Origin of the sequence: Thiohalobacter sp. IOR34, assembly GCF_030406045.1 — a bacterium.
Classification (GTDB): domain Bacteria; phylum Pseudomonadota; class Gammaproteobacteria; order Thiohalobacterales; family Thiohalobacteraceae.
Genome location: NZ_CP128988.1, coordinates 2,670,135 through 2,691,114, shown reverse-complemented (window position 1 = coordinate 2,691,114; position 20,980 = coordinate 2,670,135). Strand labels below are relative to the sequence as shown.

The following is a 20,980-nucleotide window of genomic DNA, read 5'->3' as shown; positions in this document are numbered from 1 at the left end:
CTGATTTTCATAGAGGATTTCGATCATGACGGCAAAAGAAGTCAAGTTTAGCGATGAAGCCCGCCAGCGCATGGTGGTCGGCGTCAACACCCTGGCCAATGCGGTCAAGGTGACCCTGGGCCCCAAGGGCCGCAACGTGGTGCTGGAGAAGGCCTTCGGCGCCCCCACTGTCACCAAGGACGGCGTCTCCGTGGCCAAGGAGATCGAGCTGAAGGACAAGTTCGAGAACATGGGCGCGCAGATGGTGAAGGAGGTCGCCTCCCAGACCTCCGACGTGGCCGGTGACGGCACCACCACCGCCACCGTGCTGGCGCAGAGCATCTTCCGCGAGGGCATGAAGGCGGTCGCCGCCGGCATGAACCCCATGGACCTGAAGCGTGGCATCGACAAGGCCGTGCACGCCGCCGTCGAGGCGCTGAAGGAGATGTCCAAGTCCTGCGAGGACACCAAGGCCATCGCCCAGGTCGGCACCATCTCCGCCAACTCCGACGAGTCCATCGGCAACATCATCGCCGAGGCCATGGAGAAGGTCGGCAAGGAAGGCGTGATCACCGTGGAAGAGGGCTCCACCCTGGAGAACGAGCTGGACGTGGTGGAAGGCATGCAGTTCGACCGCGGTTACCTGTCGCCCTACTTCGTCAACAATCAGCAGAGCATGTCGGCCGAGCTGGAGGACCCCTTCATCCTGATCCACGACAAGAAGATCTCCAACATCCGCGACCTGCTGCCGGTGCTGGAAGGTGTCGCCAAGGCCGGTCGTCCGTTGCTGATCATCGCCGAGGACGTCGAGGGCGAGGCCCTGGCCACCCTGGTGGTCAACAGCATCCGCGGTATCGTCAAGGTCTGCGCCGTCAAGGCCCCGGGCTTCGGTGATCGTCGCAAGGCCATGCTGCAGGATATCGCCATCCTCACCGGTGGCACCGTGATCTCCGAGGAAACCGGCATGACCCTGGAGAAGGCGACCCTGGAGGAACTGGGTACCGCCAAGAAGGTCCAGGTCAGCAAGGAGAACACCACCATCATCGACGGTGCCGGTGCCAAGGCCGACATCGAGGCGCGCGTCAAGCAGATCCGTGCCCAGATCGAGGAGGCGACCTCCGACTACGACAAGGAGAAGCTGCAGGAGCGCGTGGCCAAGCTGGCTGGCGGTGTGGCCGTGATCAAGGTCGGTGCCGCCACCGAGGTCGAGATGAAGGAAAAGAAGGCCCGCGTCGAGGACGCCCTGCACGCCACCCGTGCGGCCGTCGAGGAAGGCGTGGTGCCCGGCGGTGGCGTGGCCCTGCTGCGCGCCCGTGCCCAGATGGGCGAGATCGAGACCGACAACCACGACCAGGAAGTCGGCGTCAACATCGCCCGCCGCGCCATGGAGGAGCCGCTGCGCCAGATCGTCTCCAACACCGGTGAGGAGCCGTCGGTGATCCTCGCCAAGGTCGAGGAAGGCGAGGGCAACTTCGGCTATAACGCGGCCAATGGCGAATACGGCGACATGATCGAGATGGGCATCCTCGATCCGACCAAGGTGACCCGTTCCGCCTTGCAGAACGCCGCCTCCGTGTCCGGCCTGATGATCACCACCGAGTGCATGGTGGCCGAGGCACCGAAGGAAGAGGGCGGTGCTGCCGACGCCGGCATGGGTGGCATGGGCGGCATGGGGGACATGGGTGGCATGGGCATGATGTAACCGCCCGGAACCCTCCGGTTCGCCAGGAGAACCCCGCCAGCGATGGCGGGGTTTTTCTTTGGGGGGATATTCAGAATCCAGAATTCAGAATCCAGAATCCAGAATTCAGAATTCAGGAGTTGGAAGTTGGAAGTTGGAAGGGGGGAATCGCGGCGTGGAGGCCGCTCCTACGGGCGAACCAGCCCCGCCACATGTAGGAGCGGCCTCCAGGCCGCGATGGGGGGTCCAGCCAAGATCGCGGCCTGGCGACCGCGCCAACGGGCGGACCCACCCCGCCACATGTAGGAGCGGCCTCCAGGCCGCGATGAGGGATCCGCCAAGATCACGGCGTGGACGCCGCGCCTACGGGCGGACCCGCCCCGCCACATGTAGGAGCGGCCTCCAGGCCGCGATGAGGGGTCCCGCCAAAATCGCGGCCTGGCGACCGCTCCTACGGGTGGTCCCGCCCTGCCACATGTAGGAGCGGCCTCCAGGCCGCGATGGGGGGTCCAGCCAAGATCGCGGCCTGGCGACCGCGCCAACGGGCGGACCCACCCCGCCACATGTAGGAGCGGCCTCCAGGCCGCGATGAGGGATCCGCCAAGATCGCGGCCGGCGACCGTGCCAACGGGCGGACCCGCCCCGGCAGAGGTAGGAGCGGCCTCCAGGCCGCGATGGGGGTCCGCCAAGATCGCGGCGTGGACGCCGCGCCAACGGGCGGACCCGCCCCGGCATGGGTAGGAGCGGCCTCCCGGCCGCGATGGAGGAGGTTCCGCCGAATCGCGGCCTGGCGACCGCTCCTACCCTGGTGCCGCCATGCCCCGTAGGAGCGGCCTCCAGGCCGCGATCCCCATCGGCTCCAGCCACGCCATCGTCCGGGGGGCTGGTGCAATATGCGGGTTAACCGCGCCGGCGGGCAACGGCCACCAGGCCGACCAGACCGCTGCCGAACAGCCAGACGGCGGCCGGTACCGGTACGGCAGACGGGGTATAGCTGTAGGAGCTGAGAGAGGGGATGTCGTTGCGGATCACCTCGACCAGTTCATTGGTGTCGGCCAGATAGAGGCCCGTGAAGAGGTCGTACTCGTAGTACTGATAACCGCTGGCCATGAAGTTCCAGTTGACGCGGCCATCGTCGTGCAGCACCACCTGGAAGATGTTCAGCCTGCCGCTGCCGCCATCGCCAAAGGTCTCGGTCGTGTAGTTGAATACCGCCCGGTCGCTGAACAGGGTGTAGCCATAGTAGCCGTAGTAGTAGCTGTCCAGGTCGTCATAGGCGGCCAGGATGTAGGTGGCAGAGCTGTCGTCGAGGATCAGGTCGTCGATGCTGCCATAGCCGGAGCCAGAAGCGCTTCCGGTGTCCGTCAGCAACTGGATGTAGCCGTTGGAATCCATGTCGAAGCGGCTGAAGCTGGTCCCGCCCAGGGTGACGGAGAAGCCCAGCGGCGTCTCGCCACTGCTGCTGTCGTCGTCGGCGTCGACCCAGGTCAGGGCGGCGCTCGGCTCCCAGTTGAAGGGGACGGCCTGGACCACGCCGGCGGCGCCGGCGGTCTGGGCGATGAGGCTGCTGCCCAACAGGAGGGCGGCGGTGGGCAGTGTGCGGTAAATCGGCATGGCTGTTCTTCTCGTTTCTTGTAGGTTCAGGAATTTGGAATATTGCTATATTCCGGTTCGATGTTTTGTGCCGGGTTTTACAGCAAGAAGAGTGCCAGATTTGATCCCCATAAAATTCAGCATGTTGGCGGAGTGGCGGTGAATGGGGAGGATGAACTGGAAAAAATCCCGACACTCCTCCGCAGCCTGGTGTCGGTCCATCGGGGCAATCCTTGGCTTAGTTTATTGTTTCTACAGGAATATTCTGTCTCCTGGGGGGTGGCGGCAACGGACGCCAGATCTGTAAGAGATATCGACGTCGTGCCTTCGCAGGAGGCAACGCGCAGGAGGGGCGGCTGTCAGGCAGCGAGAGGGGGGCTGCCGCCCGTTCCGTGGGGCGGCAGGTGGTACGGTATCAGATACTGAGGTAGACCCAGCCCTCCTGCAGCCGGCTGAGGATCTCTTCCAGGGCGTTGGGCGTCACCAGTGCCTCCGGCAGCAGGGGCGGCAGTTCCTGGATGCCCTCGCGGGCCAGCAGGCGGTTCATCGCCGTCTGGCAGGCGAGGAAGGTCAGGTTCTCGAACTCCTGCTGCAGGGCGTGCACCCGGTCGGCGAAGGGGGAGACGTCGGCGCGCAGCGGGTTGAGGCCGCCGGCGTTGGCGACCAGCTCCAGTTCGACCGGCTGCTTGCGGGCACGGTAGCTGCGCAGCAGTTGCTCCGCCTTGTCCAGCGCCGCCTCGATGGCCACCGGATCGCCGCTGCTGATGTGCAGCAGGATCTTGCGGCCGTCCTTGCCGAGCGGCGCCTGGGCGATGCTGGCGGTCTGGAAGGCCTTCTCCTCGTCGAGATACATGGCCGTGGTCTGCTGTGCCGGATCGGCCTGCGTCTGGCCATGGCCGATCCAGCCGATCAGGCCGCCGAGGGTCAGCAGCAGGCTGGCCGCGAGGGCCTGGCTCCAGGGGTTGCGGCGCTGCGGCCCGCTGCGGCGGCGCCGGCCGGCGGGTTGCGGCGGGTGTTCGTAGGCGTGCTGGACCAGCTCGTGCAGCCGGCGCAGTTCGCAGGCGCGCCGGCTCAGCGCCGGGTCGCCGTTGATGGCGCCGAGGATGCGGTCTTTCTCCTCGCTGTCGAGCTGGCCATCGACGAAGGCGTTGAGATGTTCGTCGGAGATGCTGCGGTCGGGCATCACTTCACCCTCCTGATCCGGGATGTCTGGAATTCGTCGTTGTCCTGGACCAGCAGTTCGCTGTCCAGCAGGCGCGCCTTCAGGGCGCGGCGGGCGCGGCACAGGCGGCTCATCACGGTGCCGACCGGCACGCCGAGGATGTTGGCGACCTCGATATAGGAGCAGCCCTCGAGGTCGACCAGGGTCAGTACCTGGCGCTGGCCGATGGGCAGGGTGTCGATGGCGCCGCGCACCTGGTGGACCACCTGGTGGGCATGGCCCTCGTCCTCCGGGCTGGAGTCGCTGACGAAGGGCAGCTCGTCGATGTCCACCGTCTCCTTGCTGCGGCGGAAATGGTCGCGCCAGCAGTTGTTGAGGATGGTGAACAGCCAGGTGTCCATGGCTGCCGGGTCGCGCAGCTGGCCACTTTTCTTCAGCGCCTTTTCCAGGGTCTCCTGTACCAGGTCGTCGGCGAGGGCGGCCTCGTGACACCACGAATAGGCGATGCGGTACAGCCGGTCGCGGTTCTGCTCCAGTCGGCTGCGGAAGTCCTGGTTGCGGCACAAGAGGTTGGTCAGTTTCATGCTGGGGCCCGTCGCTGTGTGCTGGTCTCGGGTGGTTGCGCTGCGGATGATGGCCGCGCTCCTGAAGTTGAGACGGTGGATGGGTGTCGATTATTCCACAAAATCGCGGCCTGGAGGCCGCTCCTACAGGGCACGGCGGCACGATTTGGTGTAGGAGCGGCCTCCCGGCCGCGATGGGGTTGCCGCCGTCGTCAGGCGGAACCGAGGATGGCCACGAAACCCGCGAAACCCACGAAAAGACCGATGGCCACGGAACCCACGGAATCCACGGAAAACAATGTAGGAGCGGCCTCCCGGCCGCGATGGGGTTGCCGCCGTCGTCAGGCGGAACCGAGGATGGCCACGAAACCCGCGAAACCCACGAAAAGACCGATGGCCACGGAAAATAGTGTAGGAGCGGCCTCCCGGCCGCGATGGGTTGTGCCACCAAAATCGCGGCGTGGACGCCGCTCCTACAGGGTATGGCGGCACGAGGTATCCGTAGGAGCGGCCTCCAGGCCGCGATGGGGTTGCCGCCGTCGTCAGGCGGAACCGACGATGGCCACGAAACCCGCGAAACCCACGAAACCCACGAAAAGACCGATGGCCACGGAACCCACGGAATCCACGGAAAACAATGTAGGAGCGGCCTCCAGGCCGCGATGGGTTGTGCCACCAAAATCGCGGCGTGGACGCCGCTCCTACAGGGTATGGCGGCACGAGGTATCCGTAGGAGCGGCCTCCAGGCCGCGATGGGGTTGCCGCCACAATCGCGGCGTGGACGCCGCTCCTACAGGGCGTGGCGGCACGAGGTATCCGTAGGAGCGGTCTCCAGGCCGCGATGGGGTTGCCGCCACAATCGCGGCGTGGACGCCGCTCCTACAGGGCGTGGTGGCACGAGGTATCCGTAGGAGCGGCCTCCCGGCCGCGATCGGGAATAAAACCGGCCGGCAGGCGTCTACCCTTATGAGTGCAGTTGTTCAGCGGCGGTACGCACGTCCTGCCACGACTTCCTGGCACAGGGTTTGTACTCCTCCACCCCTGTGAGGTTTGCCCCGGCCCCCCCGGCCGGGGTTTTTTTGTGCGCTGGCCGCCGGGGTCAGTCGGTGGGAGAAAGCGACAGGCCGGCGCCCGCCGCGAGCTGCGGTTCCGCTTCCTCGGCAATGCTCAGCCGCGAGGCCTCTTCCTCCAGCCGCACCTCGCCACCCTCGGCGGTGAGATTGATCCGCAGCCGCAGGTTGTTCGGCGAATCCGCATTGCGCAGCGCATCCTCCAGGCCGATGGTGCCGGCCATGTACAGCTTGTACAGGGCACTGTCGAAGGTCTGCATGCCGAGGTTTTCCGACTTCTCCATCACTTCCTTGATCTCGTGGATGTCGCCGCGGTGGATCAGATCCTGGACCAGCGGTGTGCCGAGCAGCACCTCGACGGCCGCGGTGCGCTTGCCATCGGTGGTGGGGATCAGCCGCTGGGAGACGAAGGCGCGCAGGTTCAGCGACAGGTCGAGCAGCAGCTGGTCGCGGCGGTCCTCGGGGAAGAAGTTGATGATGCGGTCCAGCGCCTGGTTGGCGTTGTTGGCATGCAGGGTGGAGATCGCCAGATGGCCGGTCTCGGCAAAGGTGATGGCGTGCTCCATGGTCTCGCGGTCGCGGATCTCGCCGATCAGGATCACGTCCGGCGCCTGGCGCAGGGTGTTCTTCAGGGCGTCCTCGTAGGAATCGGTATCGAGCCCGACCTCGCGCTGATTGACGATCGATTTCTTGTGCTGGTGGACGAATTCGATCGGGTCCTCGATGGTGATGATATGACCGGCCGAGTGCTGGTTGCGGTAGTCGATCAGCGAGGCCAGCGAGGTCGACTTGCCGGAGCCGGTGGCGCCGACGAACAGCACCAGGCCGCGCTTGGACATGATGATCTCGGTGAGGATCGGCGGCAGGCCGAGGCCTTCCCAGTGCGGGATCTCGGTCTTGATGTTGCGCACCACCATGCCGACACTGTTGCGCTGGCGGAAGATGTTGACGCGGAAGCGGCCGACGCTGGTCTCGGAGATCGCCAGGTTCATCTCCGGTTTCTTCTCGAACTGGCGGATCTGTTCCTCGTCCATCAGCGAATAGGCGATTTCCTTGATGCGCTGCGGGGTGAGGGTCGCCTTCTCGACGAGCTTCATCTGGCCATGGATCTTCACGCTGGGCGGCGCGCCCGAGCTCAGGTAGAGGTCGGAGGCCTCCTTGAGGACCATGATCTTCAGATAATCCTTGAACTCCATAGTATCCCCCTCGGACTGATGAACGCGTAACTCTCAGGATGTCGGCGCAGGGCCGGCCGGCTTGAGTGGCGGGGGTACCGCTCGGGGCCCTTGGCGTCGCCGTGGTGGCGGGCAAAGGCACAGGCAGGCTGGTAAGCTCCTGATATGGAGCATGTCAGGGGGCAGAGTGTGAAGTCGTCCGCATTTTCTGAGATCGGCCATGACGTCCCGTCTTCGCTGCATGCCCGGCTGGAGGCGCGCTGGTCGGCCTACCTGGAGGCGGCCGGGGCGGCGGGCCTGGCACCGCCCGGCCATCGGGAGTGGCTGCGCGCCCTGGGGCGGGTCTGGGCGGCCAGCGATTTCGTCGCCCTGAGCTGCATTCGCGACCCCGCCCTGCTGGCCGGGCTGCTCGATTCCGGCGACCTGCTGACAGACAGCGCGCCCGGCGAGATACACGCCCGGGTGGAGGCGGCTCTGGCAAAGGTCACGGACGAGGCCGCTCTGGGCCGGATGCTGCGCCAGCTGCGGCGGCGCGAGATGGTGCGCATCGCCTGGCGCGATCTGGCCGGCTGGGCGTCGCTGGAGGCGGTGCTGCAGGATCTCTCCGACCTGGCCGATGCCTGCATCGGCGCCGCCCTCGACCGGCTCCATGCCTGGCAGTGCCGGGAACTGGGCACGCCCAGGGATGCCGCCGGCCGGCCGCAGCGGCTCTCGGTGCTGGGCATGGGCAAGCTTGGCGCCCACGAGCTGAACTTCTCCTCCGACATCGACCTGATCTTCGCCTATCCGGAGGCCGGCTGGATCCGCCGGCCGCGCAAGCTCAGTCACGAGGCGTTCTTCACCCGTCTCGGCCAGCGGCTGATCAGGGTGCTGGCCGACAACACCGCCGGCGGCTTCGTCTACCGGGTCGACATGCGACTGCGCCCCTACGGCGACAGCGGCCCGCTGGTGATGGACTTCGAACAGATCGAGACCTATTACCAGTCGCAGGGCCGCGAGTGGGAACGCTATGCGCTGATCAAGGCGCGGCCGGTGGCCGGCGATCCGCAAGCCAACGCCGCCCTGATGGCGCTGCTGCAGCCCTTCGTCTACCGCCGTTACCTCGATTTCGGTGCCTTCGAGCAGCTGCGCGAGATGAAGGCGCTGATCCGCCGCGAGGTGGCGCGCAAGGGCATGGACGCCAACATCAAGCTGGGTCCAGGCGGTATCCGCGAGGTGGAGTTCATCGTCCAGGCCTTTCAGCTGGTCCGCGGCGGGCGCGAGCCGCGGCTGCGCGAACGGCGCCTGCTGCGGGTGCTGCAGGTACTGGTCGAGCTGGACCTGCTGCCCGATTTCGCCGCGCGCCGCCTGGCCGAGGCCTATGATTTCCTGCGTCGCACCGAGAACCGGCTGCAGGAATACGAGGATGCCCAGACCCACCAGCTGCCGGCCGACGAGGCGGGCCGGACGCGGCTGGCCTTCAGCATGGGCTATGCCGGCTGGCCCGCCTTCGAGCAGGTGCTGGCGTATCACCGGCGCTTCGTCGACGGCCAGTTCGCCCAGGTGTTCGGCGCTCCCCAGGCCGAGGCCGGCACCGACGGCGAGGCCGAGCGGCTGGCCGCCCTGTGGCGCGGGGCGCTGGACGGGGCCGAGGCCGAGGCGGTGCTGGAGGAGACCGGCTACGACGACCCGGCCGAGGCGCTGCGCCTGCTCGGCCGGCTGCGCAGCGATGTCGGCAGCCGCCTCGGCAGCCGTGGCCGGGAACGTCTGGAGCGGCTGATGCCGCTGTTGCTGGCGGCGGTCGCCGACAGCCGCAGTCCCGCCCGGACGCTGGGACGGGTGGCGCGGCTGATCGAGGCCATCTCCGGCCGCAGCGCCTATCTGGCGCTGCTGGTCGAGAATCCCATGGCGCTGTCCCAGCTGGTGCGGCTGTGCGACGCCAGTCCCTGGATCGCCGAACAGCTCACCCGCCAGCCCATCCTGCTCGACGAGCTGCTCGATCCCCGCACCCTCTATCGTCCGCCGACCCGCGAGGAGCTGGAGCGCGAGCTGGCGCGGCGCTTCACCGGCATCGGCGCCGGCGATCTGGAGCAGCAGATGGATGCCCTGCGTCACTTCAAGCAGGCCGCGGTGCTGCGCGTGGCGGCCGCCGACGTGGCCGGCGCGGCGCCGCTGACCCGGGTCAGCGACCATCTCACGGACATCGCCGAGGTGGTGCTGGCCCGGGTGCTGGAGCTGGCCCGCGCCCACCTGGTCGAGCGCCATGGCAGGCCGCGCTGCGTGGCGGGGGGCAGGGCGCGTGATGCGGGCTTTGCGATCATCGGCTACGGCAAGCTGGGCGGGCGCGAGCTGGGCTACGGCTCCGATCTCGATCTGGTCTTCCTGCACGACAGCCTGGGCGGGCGGCAGCGCACCGAGGGGCCCCGGCCGGTCGACAATGCCCTGTTCTTCGCCCGCCTCGGCCAGCGCATCATCCATCTGCTCAGCACCCTGACCCCGGCCGGGGTGCTCTACGAGGTGGACATGCGGCTGCGGCCCAGTGGCGAATCCGGTCTGCTGGTCACCGACATCGAGGCCTTTGCCCGCTACCAGCGGGAGGAGGCCTGGACCTGGGAGCACCAGGCGCTGGTGCGGGCCCGGCCGGTGGCCGGCGACGCGGCGCCTGCGGAGGTCTTCGAGGCGCTGCGCCGCGAGGTGCTGGGCCGGCCGCGCGACCCCGGGGAGCTGCAGCGCGAGGTGCGCGAGATGCGCCGGCGGATGCGCGCCGAACTCGACCGCGCGCCGCCGGGCCGCTTCGACCTCAAGCAGGGGGCGGGAGGTATCGCCGACATCGAATTTATGGTGCAATACAGCATTCTGCGCTGGGCCCACGACCACCCGGACCTGCTGCGCTTCACCGACAACCTCCGCCTGCTCGAGGCCCTGGCCGCGGACGGGCTGCTGGCGGGCGATGAGGCGACGGCCCTGGCCGAGGCCTACCGCGCCTATCGCAAGCGCCTCCATCACCTGACCCTGCAGGCGGCGCCGGCCCAGGTCGAGGCCCGCGAGTTCGCGGCCATGCGCCAGCGGGTGATCGCCGTCTGGGAACGGCTGATGGGGGAGAAGTTGGAAGCTCGAAGCTAGAAGTTAGAAGCCAGGAGCTGGAAGTTAGAAGCTAGGAGCTAGGAGCTAGGAGTTAGGAGTTAGGAGTTAGGAGCTGGGAAGGGGTAGTGCCCGCCCTACATCTGGACCCGCCTTCTAGCTTCTAACTCCTAGCTCCTAGCTCCTGGCTTCTAAAACCAAGGAGTCGTATCGATGTCGATGGCCGATCGTGACGGCGTCATCTGGATGGATGGCGAGCTGGTTCCCTGGCGGGACGCGACCACCCATGTGCTCACCCACACCCTGCACTACGGCATGGGGGTGTTCGAGGGCGTGCGTGCCTACCGCGCGGAGCAGGGCACGGCCATCTTCCGGCTGGCCGATCACACCAAACGCCTGTTCGGCTCGGCGCGCATCCTCAGGATGGACATCCCCTTCGATGCCGAGACCCTGAACGAGGCCCAGCGCGCCGTGGTGCGCGAGAACGGCCTGGAGACGGCCTATCTGCGGCCGATGTGCTTCTACGGTTCCGAAGGCATGGGCCTGCGGGCCGACAACCTCAAGGTGCACGTCATGGTCGCCGCCTGGGAGTGGGGTGCCTATCTCGGCGAGGACAACATGAAGAACGGCATCCGCATCAAGACCTCGTCCTTCATGCGCCATCACGTCAACGTCACCATGTGCCGGGCCAAGGCCAACGGCAATTACATGAACTCCATGCTGGCGCTGAACGAGGCCCTGACCGACGGCTACGACGAGGCGCTGTTGCTCGACGTCGATGGCTTCGTCGCCGAGGGCAGCGGCGAGAACATCTTTATCGTGCGTGACGGCATCATCTACACGCCGGATCTGACCTCGGCCCTGGAGGGCATCACCCGCGACACCATCATGCGCCTGGCCGGCGAGCAGGGCATCGAGGTGCGCGAGAAACGCATCACCCGTGACGAGGTCTACCTGGCCGACGAGGCCTTCTTCACCGGCACCGCGGCCGAGGTCACGCCGATCCGCGAGGTCGACAACCGGCCGATCGGCAGCGGCAGCCGCGGGCCGATCACCGAACGCCTGCAGAAGCTCTATTTCGACGTGGTGCACGGCCGCCACCAGGTGCACCCGGAATGGCTGACCCCGGTGGCCTGAACCGGCGGCAGCCGGACGGAGGACGACGATGACCAATCCCGATACTGCAGCAGCGGCCGGCACTGACCGCTATCGCCGGCCCAACGCCGAGCGGCGCTACGAGATCGAGCGCGCCGACCGGCCGGTCTGCTGCCCGCAGCCCGACATGAGCCTCTGGGACTCGCATCCGCGGGTCTATCTGCCGCTCGCCGCCACCGGTCACGCCCGCTGTCCCTATTGCAGCGCGGAGTATGTCTTGAAAGGCGAGTGACCGCCGCGCCTGGGGATGGAGAGTAGGAGCGGCCTCCAGGCCGCGATCGGCGTAGCCAGTCAACCCCATCCCGAAGGACAGATCCGACACGCCCTTGAACACCGCCTCTTCCTGCCGCATCTGGCGCTTCCTGGACGGGAAGCCCGGCCACGAGAACCAGACCGCCGGCCTGCTGGCGGCGCTGGCCGAGCGGCTGCCGGTCGAGGTTCACGAGCTCGAGGTGCCGCCGGCCTGGCAGAGCCTCGTGGCGCTGCTCTCGCGGCGCTTCCCGCCCGGTGCGCGCCTGCCCGGCCCCGACCTGCTGCTCGGTGCCGGCCATGCCACCCACGTCGCCATGTTGGCCGCCCGCCGCGCGCGCGGCGGGCGCATCATCGTGCTGATGAAGCCCAGCCTGCCGCTGGGCCTGTTCGATCTCTGCCTGATCCCGGAACACGACGACCCGCCGCAGCGGGCCAACGTGATCGCCACCCGCGGCGTGCTCAACCGGGTGCGGCCGGCGCCGGCCAAGGACCCGCGTCGCGGCCTGCTGCTGATCGGTGGCCCCTCGCGGCATTTCGGCTGGGACGCCGAGGCGCTGCTCGACCAGATCGAGGCGGTGCTCGGCGACGAGACCGGCATCGGCTGGCGCCTGTGCACCTCCCGGCGCACGCCGGAGAGCTTCATCGAGGCCCTGCAGCGCCGCCTCGGCGAGGCGCCGCGGCTGGCGCTGGTGCGCTGGCAGGACGTCGACCGCGACTGGCTGCCGGTGCAGCTTGGCGAGGCGGCCCGCGTCTGGGTCACCCCGGACAGCGTGTCCATGGTCTACGAGGCGCTCACCGCCGGCGCCGCGGTGGGGCTGTTCGATCTGCCGGGGGCGGCGGGCGGACGTATCCAGCGGGGTCTGGCGCGCCTGGAGGCGGAAGGCCTGGTGACGCCCTTCGCCGACTGGCAGGCAGGCGCCCTGTTGCGCGCCCCGGCCGAGCCCTTCAACGAGGCCGCGCGCTGTGCCCGGGAAATCGTCGGGCGGGGCTGGTGCCGTGGCTGAGCGCCGTCTGAGCGTGCTGCAGCTGCTGCCGGCGCTGGACGCCGGCGGCGTGGAGCGCGGCACCCTGGAGGTCGCCGCCGAGCTGGTGCGCCGCGGTCACCGGGCGCTGGTCATGTCGGCCGGCGGCCGGCTGTTGCCGGAACTCGAGGCCTCGGGCGCGGAGCACATCGCCTGGCCGGTGGGGCGCAAGTCGCTCGCCACCCTGGGGTACGTGCCCCGCCTGCGCCGGCTGCTCGCCGAGCGCCGGCCGGATATCCTTCACGTGCGTTCCCGGCTGCCGGCCTGGATCGCCTGGCTGGCCTGGCGCGGCATGGATCCGGCCAGCCGGCCGCGGCTGGTGAGCACGGTCCACGGCTTCTACAGCGTGGGCCGCTACAGCGCGGTGATGACCCGTGGCGAGCGGGTGATCGCGGTCTCGGCGAGCGTCCGCGACTATGTGCTGGCCAACTATCCCGGAGTGGATCCGGCGCGGCTGAGGGTCATCCACCGTGGCGTGGACCCGGCCCGCTATCCCCACGGCTATCGGCCACCCGCCGACTGGCTGGCCGCCTGGTACCAGCGCTATCCGCAGCTCGAGGGCCGTTTCGTGGTCACCCTGCCGGGCCGGCTGACGCGCTGGAAGGGGCAGGAAGACTTCATCGAGATCGTCGCCGCGCTCAAGGCTGCGGGTCTGCCGGTGGCGGGGGTCATGGCCGGTGGCGCCCATCCGCGCAAGCAGGCCTATGCCCGCGAGCTGGAGGCGGCGATCCGCGCCGCCGGCCTGGAGGGTGATCTGCTGATGACCGGTCACCGCAGCGACCTGCGCGAGATCCTCGCGGTCTCCGACGTGGTGCTGTCGCTGTCGCACGATCCGGAGGCCTTCGGCCGCACCACCATCGAGGCGCTGAGCCTGGGCCGGCCGGTGTGTGGCTACGACCACGGCGGGGTCGGCGAGCAGCTGGCCGCGGTGCTGTCGGCGGGGGCGGTGCCGGTGGCAGACGTCGCCGCGGTGACTACGCGCCTGCGCCAGTGGTACGAGGCGCCACCCGCGGTGCCGGCCGGCCATCCCTTCACCCTGCAGACCATGCTCGATGCCACCCTGGCGGTCTATGCCGAGCTGGCGGAGGCGCCGCGGTGAGCGAGCTGGTGATCCAGCCGCTGCCGGGCATCGGCGACATGGTCTGGCATCTGCCGGTGCTGCATGCCCTCGCCGGGCAGACGGAGGCGGGCCGGGTCGACGTGCTGACCAAGCCGCGCTCCCGCGCCGATCAGCTGCTCGGTGCCGATCCCTGCATCGGCCGGGTGCTCTGGCTGGAGCGCGGCGCCGGCCGTCACGGTGGACTGCGCGGCCTGCTGCGCCTGGCCTCGGAGCTGCGCGCAGCGGGCTACCGGCGGGTGTGGATCCTGCACAACAGCCCGCGTTATGTGCTGGCCGCCTGGCTGGCGGGCATCCCGGAGCGCATCGGTTACGGCCGCAGTGCCTTGCATCGCGCCCTGCTCACCCGTCCGGTGCTGCTCTCGCCCAGCGAGGCCGCGGGGCACCCCATCGACAAGGCGGGTATACTGCTCGACCGATTGGGCATCGCCTGTGATCCGGAACCCCGTCTGGCGATCGATCCGGCGGCCAGCGCGGCGGTCGAGGCACGCTTCGCGCACTGCCCGCGGCCCTGGCTGGCGATCGGCATCGGCAGCAGCGAGCCCTTCAAGCAATGGGGCGAGGCGCGCTTCGTCGCCCTCGGCAAGGCACTGGGGGCGCGGGCCGGCAGCCTGATGCTGGTCGGCGGGCCGGCCGAGGCAGCGCTCGGCGAGGCCATTCGCCGCGGCCTGAGCGGGGCCGGGGTGCCGGTCGAGCTGGCGCTGGATCTGTCGATCCGCGATACCGCCGCGCTGCTCGCTGCCTGCCGGCTGTACGTCGGCAACGACACCGGCTTCCTCAACATGGCGGCTGCCGCCGGGGTCGAGGCGGTGGGCGTGTTCGGCGGGTCGCCGCCGCTCAGCCATTCGGTGCGCATCCATTGCGTGCTGCCGGAGGACGGCAGCCGGCCCTGGTACGGGGCGCCCTACATCGACCGGATATCGGTCGAGGCGGTGCTGGCCGAGGTCGACAGACAGCTTCAGAAAGGATGATGGAACCGCGATGAACCCTTCCCAACTGCTGCGCGACAACTGGCGCTGGCTGCTGATCCTCGCCTGCCTGCCCCTGTTCGCGACCAAGACCCTGTTCAATCTGCCGATGGCGATCATGATGTTCATCGGCATCGCCCGCTTTGCGCGCGCCCCCGGCGAGGTGCTGCGCGATCCGCTGCTGCGGCTGATGACCCTGCTGTTCCTCTGCTTCTGGCTGCCCATCCTCTTCTCCCTGCCGGATGCGGTGAACCTCAAGCGGGCAGCCAGCACGGCCCTGGTCGACCTGCGTTTCTTCTTTGCCGGCCTCTTCGTCATCGACACCCTGCGCGACGCCACCGCCCGGCGCCGCCTGTTTCTGGGGGCGGGCCTGATCGGCCTCGGCTGGACCCTGGATGCCCTGCTGCAGATGGTGCTGGGTTACGATCTGCTGGGCTATCCCTACAACGGCGAGCGGCCGACCGGCATCTTCCATCCCAAGCTGCGCATCGGCACCGTCACCGCCACCCTGTCACCGCTGCTGTTCGAGTTCATCCGCCGCGGCGCGTCGCGGCGGCCCTGGTTGTGGCTGTTGCTGCCGGCGGTGCTGGGGCTGATCCTGGTCAGCGGCAATCGCAATGCCTGGCTGATGCTGGCGGTGGCCGGTGTCTTCTATGTCGTCTACGTGGCACGGCAGATCGAGTGGCGCCAGTTGCTGAAACTGGGCCTGGCCGGTGGTCTCAGCCTGGCCGTGGTGCTGGTGCTGGCCATGCAGTACGGGCCGATGCAGGCGCGCATGGCGCAGACCCTCGGCGTGCTGAGCGACGATCCCCAGGCCCTGGACGACGCCACGGGGCGGCGCCTGTCGCTGTGGCAGACCGCCATCAACACCTATCGGGCGCACTGGATCAACGGCGTCGGGCCGCGCGGCTTCCGCTATGTCTATCTGCAGTATGCCGAGCCCGACGACTACTGGGTGAGCAGGATGAAGCCCGGTGAGCAGGCCTATCCGCAGTCGCATCCGCATCAGATGGCCCTGGAGGTCGCCGCCGAGACCGGCACCTTCGGCCTGCTCGGCTATCTGCTGATGGCCGGGCTGGTCCTGCGCGAGCTGTTCCGGGTCGGGGCGGAGGCACAGGCCGAGTTCTGGCCCTGGGCCATCGCCGTGCTGGTGGCCTGGTTCCCGGGCAATGCGCACATGGCCCTCTACGCCAGCTACTGGGGGACCATCGCCTGGTGGCTGCTGCTGGTGGCGCTCGGCATGCTGGCCGCGGACGGGCGTTACCGACGGGCCTGATGCGTACCCTGATCGTCAAGCTGGGGGCGCTGGGCGACGTGGTCATCGCCACCGCCCTGATCCGCCGCATTCAGCAGAGCCTGGTGGACGACGAACTCTGGCTGCTGACCACGCCGGCCTTCGCGCCGCTGTTCGAGCACTGGCCGGGGCTGCGGGTGCAAGCCTTTCCGCGCAAGGGCGCAGGCAACATGTTCAGGGCCCTGCGCTGGCTGCGCTCGATGCGCTTCGACCGCCTGTTCGACCTGCAGTCCAACGATCGCAGTTCCCTGCTGGTGGCCCTTTCCGGGGTGCCGGAGCGCATCGGCAACCTGCCGCGTTTCCCCTACACCCGCCACCCGCCCGACTGGTACCGCAGCGAGACCCACATCTTCGAGCGCATGAACGAGGTGCTGGTCAGCGCCGGCTTGCCGCCGGCCGAGCCGCGGCCCTGGCTGCCGGCGAGCGACGCCGACCGCCAGCGGGTCGACGACTGGCTGGCGGCGCAGGGGCTGGCCGAACGGCCGCTGGCCCTGCTGCACGCCGGCGCCAGCCCGCGCTGGCCGAGCAAGTGCTGGCCCTACTACGCTGAGCTGGGAGAACGGCTGGCGCAGGCCGGTCTGGGAGTGGTCTGGGTCGGGGCCGGCGAGGACGCCGGGCTGAACGCCACCCTGGCGAAGCGGGCCGGCGTGGATGCCACCGACGCCTTCTCCATCGTCCAGCTGGCCGAGCTGGGACGCCGGGCGCGGTTTGCGGTAACCAACGACTCGGGTCCCATGCATATCCTCTCCGCGGCCGGCATCCCGCTGTTCGCCTTCTTCGGCCCCACCCGCTGGGTGAAGAATCATGCGCTCGGCCAGGCGGAACGGGTGCTGCGCCATCCGGTCGAGTGCAGCCCCTGCCAGCGCGGCACCTGCCCGCCGGAACGCGGCCACGCCTGTCTCGCCGGGATCGGCGTGGACGAGGTGCTGGCGCGGCTGGAGGCCGAGGGGCTGCTGGCACCTGCGAACCCCTGATCGCGGCCTGGAGGCCGCTCCTACGGGTGGGTCCGCCAGGGCATGGGTAGGAGCGGCCTCCCGGCCGCGATCGAGGTGGCATCACCCGCCGTCGTCAGGTGGAAGCAACGATGGCCACGAAACCCACGAAAAGACCGATGGCCACGGAATCCACGGAATCCACGGAATCCACGGAATCCACGGAATCCACGGAATCCACGGAATCCACGGAATCCACGGAATCCACGGAATCCACGGAATCCACGGAATCCACGGAAAACAATGTAGGAGCGGCCTCCAGGCCGCGATGGGGTTGCCGCCGTCGTCAGGCGGAAGCGAGGATGGCCACGAAACCCGCGAAACCCACGAAAAGACCGATGGCCACGGAATCCACGGAAAACACGGAAACTTCCCTGGCTGGTGTGCGCGATGGCCTGTAGGGCGGATTCTTGCTGCGACGGCGGCAATCGCGGCCTGGCGACCGCTCCTACGATGGGATGGCGGCACGATTTATTGTAGGAGCGGTCTCCAGGCCGCGATCGTCTCACCCGGCCAGCCGCCGGTACAGGTCCAGGTAGGCCCCGACCACCGCCTCGCGGCTGTGCCGGGTCCGCACCTCGCTGAGGCCGGCCTCGGCCAGGCGCTGGGCCAGGGGCGCATCCTCCAGCAGCCGCTGCATGCCGGCGGCGAGGCCGGGGATGTCGCCGATCCCGGCCAGCAGGCCATTCTCCCCGGGGGTGACCAGTTCCCGGGCGCCCTGGCTGGCGGTGGTCAGCACCGGCAGCCCCTCTGCCCAGGCCTCGAGGATTACGTTGCCCAGCGGTTCGTGGCGCGAGGGGCAGACGAACAGCTCGGCCAGCCGGAAACAGGGGCTGGGGTCGTCTATCCAGCCGGCCCAGTGGATGCGCGGTCCACAGCCGAGGCGCCCGGCATGGGCGTGCAGTTCCCCGGCCAGCGGGCCATCGCCGGCGATCAGCAGGTGCAGCGGCCGGCCCTCGATCTCGGCCGGCAGGCGCTCGAAGGCGTCGAGCAGGTCGGCAAAGCCCTTGTTGGGATGCAGCCGTCCAAGGCCGAGGATCAGCCGCGCCTGGGGCGGGATGCCGAGCCGGGCGCGCCATGCCGCCAGCTCGTCCGCGTCGACAGGGCGCGGCGGGTCGATGAAGTTGCCGATGTGGAACACCCGTTCCGCTGGCAGGCCGCCGGCGATCAGGTAGTCGCGGATGCCACGGGTGTTGCCGATCCAGGCGTGGGCGTGGCGGTAGCCCTTGAGGTCGTAGTAGCCGCCGAGCCGGGCCAGGTGCACGGTTCCGCCGCCGGCCGGCAGCCGGGTGAGCCGGGTGGCGCGGCCCATGTAGGTCTGGACGATGGCCGGGCGCAGGCGGCGCACCAGGCGGCGGATGGCCCAGCGCGAGGGCAGGTCCCAGACACTGCGCATCGGCACTGGATAGAGGGGGACGCCGGCCGGCAGGCGGGCGGCGACCTGGCTGTCGGCGGGTACCACCGCGGCGGCCCGGTGGCCGGCCTCGTTGAGGGCGCCGACCAGGCGGAGGAAGAAATTTTCCGCACCGCCGCCGCCGCGGCTGCCGAGGATGTGCAGGGAATCGGTCATGCGTCGGTCCCGGCCTCCAGCAGCTCGCGGGCCGCGGCCTCGACCTCCTCGACCCTCAGCCTTTCCAGCGAGCGGTCGGCACCGACCCGCCAGCGGTTGGCCGCACCCCAGGGGTGGTAGCGTTCCGGCCGGCCCGGTCCGAACACGGTCAGCGTGGGCGTGCCGACACCGCTGGCCAGGTGGCCGAGGCCGGAGTCGTTGCCGACCAGCAGCCGGCAGCGGGCGATCAGGGCGCTGGCGGTGAGCAGGTCGGTCTGTCCGGCGAGGTCGAGCGCCGGGAGCTGCAGTTGCCGCGCCACCTCGGCGCAGCGTTCCTGGTCGCCCGGGCCGCCGAGCAGCAGCACGCCGTCGAAATGATCGCCGAGGCGGTTGGCCAGCGCCGCGAAGCGTTCCGCCGGCCAGATCTTGCCGCTCCAGTTGGCGCCCGGCGCCAGCGCCAGCCGGCGCGGGCCCGGCAGGTCCTGGAGCAGATGCTTGGCGGCGTCCTCTTCCTCGTGGCCCAGCCAGACCCTGGGCGGCGGGATCCGCTGCCCGGGATTGATCGGGTCGATGATCGAGATCAGGTCCTCCACGGCATGCGGGCCGTAGGGACGCCGGCCCCATTTCACCAGTCGCCGGCGGGCGCGCAGCAGGTAGGCAAGGCCGTCGGTGCGCAGGTCGACCACCAGGTCGTAGCGCTGCCGGCGCAGCTGGCCGACCAGCGCCAGCACCCCGCGCCAGCCGCGCTTCTTCTCCTTGTGGAAGATGTGGCCGCGATAGGGGCAGTGATGGAAGATGCGGCTCGAACGCCGGTCGCCGACGATGTCGATCACGGCTTCGGGATGGAGCTGGTGCAGCCGTTCCAGCACCGGGGTGGTCATCACCGCGTCGCCGATGTTGCTCAGCGAGATGAGCAGTATGGAGCGGATCACGAGGTCGCCTCCGTCGCCTGCAGCGCGGCCTCCAGGGCCGCGTCCACCGCCTCCAGGGGGATGGCGTCCATCGCATCGGCGCCGAAGTCCCGGGCGCGGATGAGTTGCAGCCGCTGGCTGTTGGGGGCGAACTTGGCCGGATCGGTGGGGCCGAACAGGGAGATCAGGGGCTGGCCGCCGGCGGCCAGCATGTGGCCGGTACCGGCATCGTTGGCGACGCTGACGGCCAGGCGTTCCGCCAGGGCGATGGCCAGCAGCGGGCCGCCTGTCCCGGCCTCCTCCCACTCCGGGAAACGCGCCTCGGGCAGGGCCGTGCGGATCGCCTCCATCCAGGGCTGTTCGTCGGGACCGATGAAGAACACCGGCACCCGGCCGCGTTCCGCCTGGCGCCGGCCCAGCTCGATGAAGCGCTCCAGTGGCCAGCATTTCTGCGGCTGGCCGGCGCCCGGTGCCAGGCCGACGTAGCGGGATCCCGCTGGTAGCAGGCGGGCGGCCGCTTCCCGCCAGCGGGCCGGCAGTGCCAGGCGGTAGATGGGCTCGACCGGCCGGCCGGCGGCCAGCTCGACCAGTTGCAGCAGACGGGCGAGCATGCCCCGCGGCCGCCGGCCGCCGGCCGGGCGCCGGTCGGAGAGGCGGAAGCCGGCGGCGCCGGAGATGAACAGGCCGTGGCGGATGCGGCGCAGGATGAGCGTGGTCTTGAGGAACTGCTGGGTGTCGATCAGCAGATCGAAGCGGCGCCCGCCGAGCGGTCGGCGCAACAGTTCGCTCCAGCGGGCGCCGACCCCGGTATCGGCCAGCACCTCGTCCAGCCAGGGCTCGGCGAGGGGGGCCAGGGCACCGCGGTAGAGGCTCGGGCCACGGCCGGCCAGCCAGGTGATGTGCGCCTCGGGGAAGGCATGGCGCAGGGCGCCGATGGCCGGCAGCTTGATCAGGGCGTCGCCGAAGGTGTCGCCGTTGCTGTAGACCAGCAGGCTGTGCGGTTCAGCGGTCGGCTGCATCGTCACCCTGGTAGTCGGCGTAGGACTTTTCCTCCACCAGCTCGGAACCGAGCTTGAGATTGAGGGCCTTCTTCAGCTCGGCGCGGCGGTCGTTGGTGACATAGACGGCGCGCGCCAGCTCGATGAAGCGGGCATCGAAACAGCGGGTCCGCTCCTTGTCGCGGATGTCGTCCTCGATCTCCCACAGCTGCTCGTTGACCGCCTTGAGCTGCGAATATTCCGGTTCCAGATCGGCCCCGGCATAGGGCGAGGCGGCCCAGGTGGCGCGCAGGCTGTCCAGCTCGCGGCGGATGTTGGCCAGTTTCTCCGGGTCGTCGATGCGCTCGGACTTGATCTCGAGGATGGTGACCTTGTCCAGGAATTCGCCGACCGAGACGGGGGCCAGGATGCTCATGTACTACTCCGTTGTGAGGGGAAG

17 protein-coding genes are annotated in these 20,980 nt (G+C 69.0%); 9 read left to right on the top strand and 8 right to left on the bottom strand.

Going from position 1 to position 20,980, the window contains the following annotated elements; genetic code table 11:
- The first annotated feature begins 25 nt into the window (after nt 1-25).
- Nucleotides 26-1,681: a chaperonin GroEL gene (groL, locus tag QVG61_RS12440; RefSeq protein WP_289930961.1), complete on the top strand. Its 1,656-nt coding sequence runs from the start codon at nt 26-28 to the stop codon at nt 1,679-1,681.
- A gap of 879 nt (nt 1,682-2,560) precedes the next feature.
- Here groL and QVG61_RS12435 read toward each other — a convergent pair.
- The 4 genes from QVG61_RS12435 to QVG61_RS12420 form a co-directional block, all read right to left on the bottom strand.
- Entirely contained in the window at nt 2,561-3,274 is a 714-nt protein-coding gene (locus tag QVG61_RS12435; protein ID WP_289930960.1) for a VPLPA-CTERM sorting domain-containing protein, read from the bottom strand.
- Nucleotides 3,275-3,668: 394 nt separating this feature from the next.
- A complete protein-coding gene (locus QVG61_RS12430; protein ID WP_289930959.1) occupies nt 3,669-4,436 on the bottom strand; it encodes a hypothetical protein in 768 nt (255 codons plus the stop codon).
- Complete coding sequence (locus QVG61_RS12425) at nt 4,436-4,999, bottom strand: RNA polymerase sigma factor (protein WP_289930958.1); 564 nt, start codon at nt 4,997-4,999, stop codon at nt 4,436-4,438. Before QVG61_RS12425 ends, QVG61_RS12430 begins: the two co-directional genes overlap by 1 nt.
- A 1,078-nt stretch (nt 5,000-6,077) precedes the next feature.
- On the bottom strand, nt 6,078-7,244 hold the full coding sequence (locus QVG61_RS12420; protein ID WP_289930957.1) for a PilT/PilU family type 4a pilus ATPase: 1,167 nt from the start codon (nt 7,242-7,244) through the stop codon (nt 6,078-6,080).
- 168 nt (nt 7,245-7,412) lie between these two features.
- Here QVG61_RS12420 and glnE point away from each other — a divergent pair, with 168 nt between their 5' ends.
- The 8 genes from glnE to QVG61_RS12380 all read left to right on the top strand — a co-directional run bounded on the left by glnE (nt 7,413) and on the right by QVG61_RS12380 (nt 17,065).
- Nucleotides 7,413-10,325 carry a bifunctional [glutamate--ammonia ligase]-adenylyl-L-tyrosine phosphorylase/[glutamate--ammonia-ligase] adenylyltransferase gene (gene glnE, locus QVG61_RS12415; RefSeq protein WP_289930956.1) on the top strand — a complete coding sequence of 971 codons (2,913 nt, stop codon included), beginning with the start codon at nt 7,413-7,415 and terminating at the stop codon, nt 10,323-10,325.
- Nucleotides 10,326-10,496: 171 nt separating this feature from the next.
- Complete coding sequence (locus QVG61_RS12410) at nt 10,497-11,420, top strand: branched-chain amino acid transaminase (RefSeq protein ID WP_289930955.1); 924 nt, start codon at nt 10,497-10,499, stop codon at nt 11,418-11,420.
- A gap of 28 nt (nt 11,421-11,448) precedes the next feature.
- A complete protein-coding gene (locus QVG61_RS12405) occupies nt 11,449-11,670 on the top strand; it encodes a zinc-finger domain-containing protein (protein WP_289930954.1) in 222 nt (73 codons plus the stop codon).
- 94 nt (nt 11,671-11,764) lie between these two features.
- Nucleotides 11,765-12,694, top strand: a complete 930-nt coding sequence (locus tag QVG61_RS12400; RefSeq protein WP_289930953.1) for a mitochondrial fission ELM1 family protein — start codon at nt 11,765-11,767, stop codon at nt 12,692-12,694.
- Complete coding sequence (locus tag QVG61_RS12395; RefSeq protein ID WP_289930952.1) at nt 12,687-13,811, top strand: glycosyltransferase family 4 protein; 1,125 nt, start codon at nt 12,687-12,689, stop codon at nt 13,809-13,811. The genes QVG61_RS12400 and QVG61_RS12395 overlap by 8 nt, the downstream gene beginning before the upstream one ends.
- Nucleotides 13,808-14,800, top strand: a complete 993-nt coding sequence (locus QVG61_RS12390) for a glycosyltransferase family 9 protein (RefSeq protein WP_289930951.1) — start codon at nt 13,808-13,810, stop codon at nt 14,798-14,800. The genes QVG61_RS12395 and QVG61_RS12390 overlap by 4 nt, the downstream gene beginning before the upstream one ends.
- 10 nt (nt 14,801-14,810) lie before the next feature.
- Entirely contained in the window at nt 14,811-16,073 is a 1,263-nt protein-coding gene (locus QVG61_RS12385; RefSeq protein WP_289930950.1) for an O-antigen ligase family protein, read from the top strand.
- Nucleotides 16,073-17,065: a glycosyltransferase family 9 protein gene (locus QVG61_RS12380; RefSeq protein WP_289930949.1), complete on the top strand. Its 993-nt coding sequence runs from the start codon at nt 16,073-16,075 to the stop codon at nt 17,063-17,065. The genes QVG61_RS12385 and QVG61_RS12380 overlap by 1 nt, the downstream gene beginning before the upstream one ends.
- A gap of 523 nt (nt 17,066-17,588) precedes the next feature.
- On the opposite strand, the gene QVG61_RS12375 is transcribed toward QVG61_RS12380, so the two are convergent.
- From QVG61_RS12375 to QVG61_RS12360, 4 genes are read right to left on the bottom strand one after another with little or no spacing between them, the layout of a single operon-like run.
- Nucleotides 17,589-18,653 (bottom strand): glycosyltransferase, encoded by a 1,065-nt coding sequence (locus tag QVG61_RS12375; RefSeq protein ID WP_289930948.1) that lies wholly within the window; start codon nt 18,651-18,653, stop codon nt 17,589-17,591.
- Nucleotides 18,650-19,564 (bottom strand): glycosyltransferase family 9 protein, encoded by a 915-nt coding sequence (locus QVG61_RS12370; protein ID WP_289930947.1) that lies wholly within the window; start codon nt 19,562-19,564, stop codon nt 18,650-18,652. Before QVG61_RS12370 ends, QVG61_RS12375 begins: the two co-directional genes overlap by 4 nt.
- On the bottom strand, nt 19,561-20,562 hold the full coding sequence (locus tag QVG61_RS12365) for a glycosyltransferase family 9 protein (RefSeq protein ID WP_289930946.1): 1,002 nt from the start codon (nt 20,560-20,562) through the stop codon (nt 19,561-19,563). The genes QVG61_RS12370 and QVG61_RS12365 overlap by 4 nt, the downstream gene beginning before the upstream one ends.
- Nucleotides 20,546-20,956 carry a DUF6165 family protein gene (locus QVG61_RS12360; protein WP_289930945.1) on the bottom strand — a complete coding sequence of 137 codons (411 nt, stop codon included), beginning with the start codon at nt 20,954-20,956 and terminating at the stop codon, nt 20,546-20,548. Before QVG61_RS12360 ends, QVG61_RS12365 begins: the two co-directional genes overlap by 17 nt.
- Nucleotides 20,957-20,980 lie beyond the last annotated feature (24 nt).

What these genes read in the sequence shown, in the direction of transcription:
- QVG61_RS12435 (WP_289930960.1), bottom strand. Translation starts at nt 3,274, where the DNA reads ATGCCGATTTACCGCACACTGCCCACCGCCGCCCTCCTGTTGGGCAGC.
- QVG61_RS12380 (WP_289930949.1), top strand. Translation starts at nt 16,073, where the DNA reads ATGCGTACCCTGATCGTCAAGCTGGGGGCGCTGGGCGACGTGGTCATC.
- QVG61_RS12420 (WP_289930957.1), bottom strand. Translation starts at nt 7,244, where the DNA reads ATGGAGTTCAAGGATTATCTGAAGATCATGGTCCTCAAGGAGGCCTCC.
- QVG61_RS12375 (WP_289930948.1), bottom strand. Translation starts at nt 18,653, where the DNA reads ATGACCGATTCCCTGCACATCCTCGGCAGCCGCGGCGGCGGCGGTGCG.
- QVG61_RS12425 (WP_289930958.1), bottom strand. Translation starts at nt 4,999, where the DNA reads ATGAAACTGACCAACCTCTTGTGCCGCAACCAGGACTTCCGCAGCCGA.
- QVG61_RS12360 (WP_289930945.1), bottom strand. Translation starts at nt 20,956, where the DNA reads ATGAGCATCCTGGCCCCCGTCTCGGTCGGCGAATTCCTGGACAAGGTC.
- QVG61_RS12410 (WP_289930955.1), top strand. Translation starts at nt 10,497, where the DNA reads ATGTCGATGGCCGATCGTGACGGCGTCATCTGGATGGATGGCGAGCTG.
- QVG61_RS12430 (WP_289930959.1), bottom strand. Translation starts at nt 4,436, where the DNA reads ATGCCCGACCGCAGCATCTCCGACGAACATCTCAACGCCTTCGTCGAT.
- QVG61_RS12365 (WP_289930946.1), bottom strand. Translation starts at nt 20,562, where the DNA reads ATGCAGCCGACCGCTGAACCGCACAGCCTGCTGGTCTACAGCAACGGC.
- groL (WP_289930961.1), top strand. Translation starts at nt 26, where the DNA reads ATGACGGCAAAAGAAGTCAAGTTTAGCGATGAAGCCCGCCAGCGCATG.
- QVG61_RS12385 (WP_289930950.1), top strand. Translation starts at nt 14,811, where the DNA reads ATGAACCCTTCCCAACTGCTGCGCGACAACTGGCGCTGGCTGCTGATC.
- QVG61_RS12405 (WP_289930954.1), top strand. Translation starts at nt 11,449, where the DNA reads ATGACCAATCCCGATACTGCAGCAGCGGCCGGCACTGACCGCTATCGC.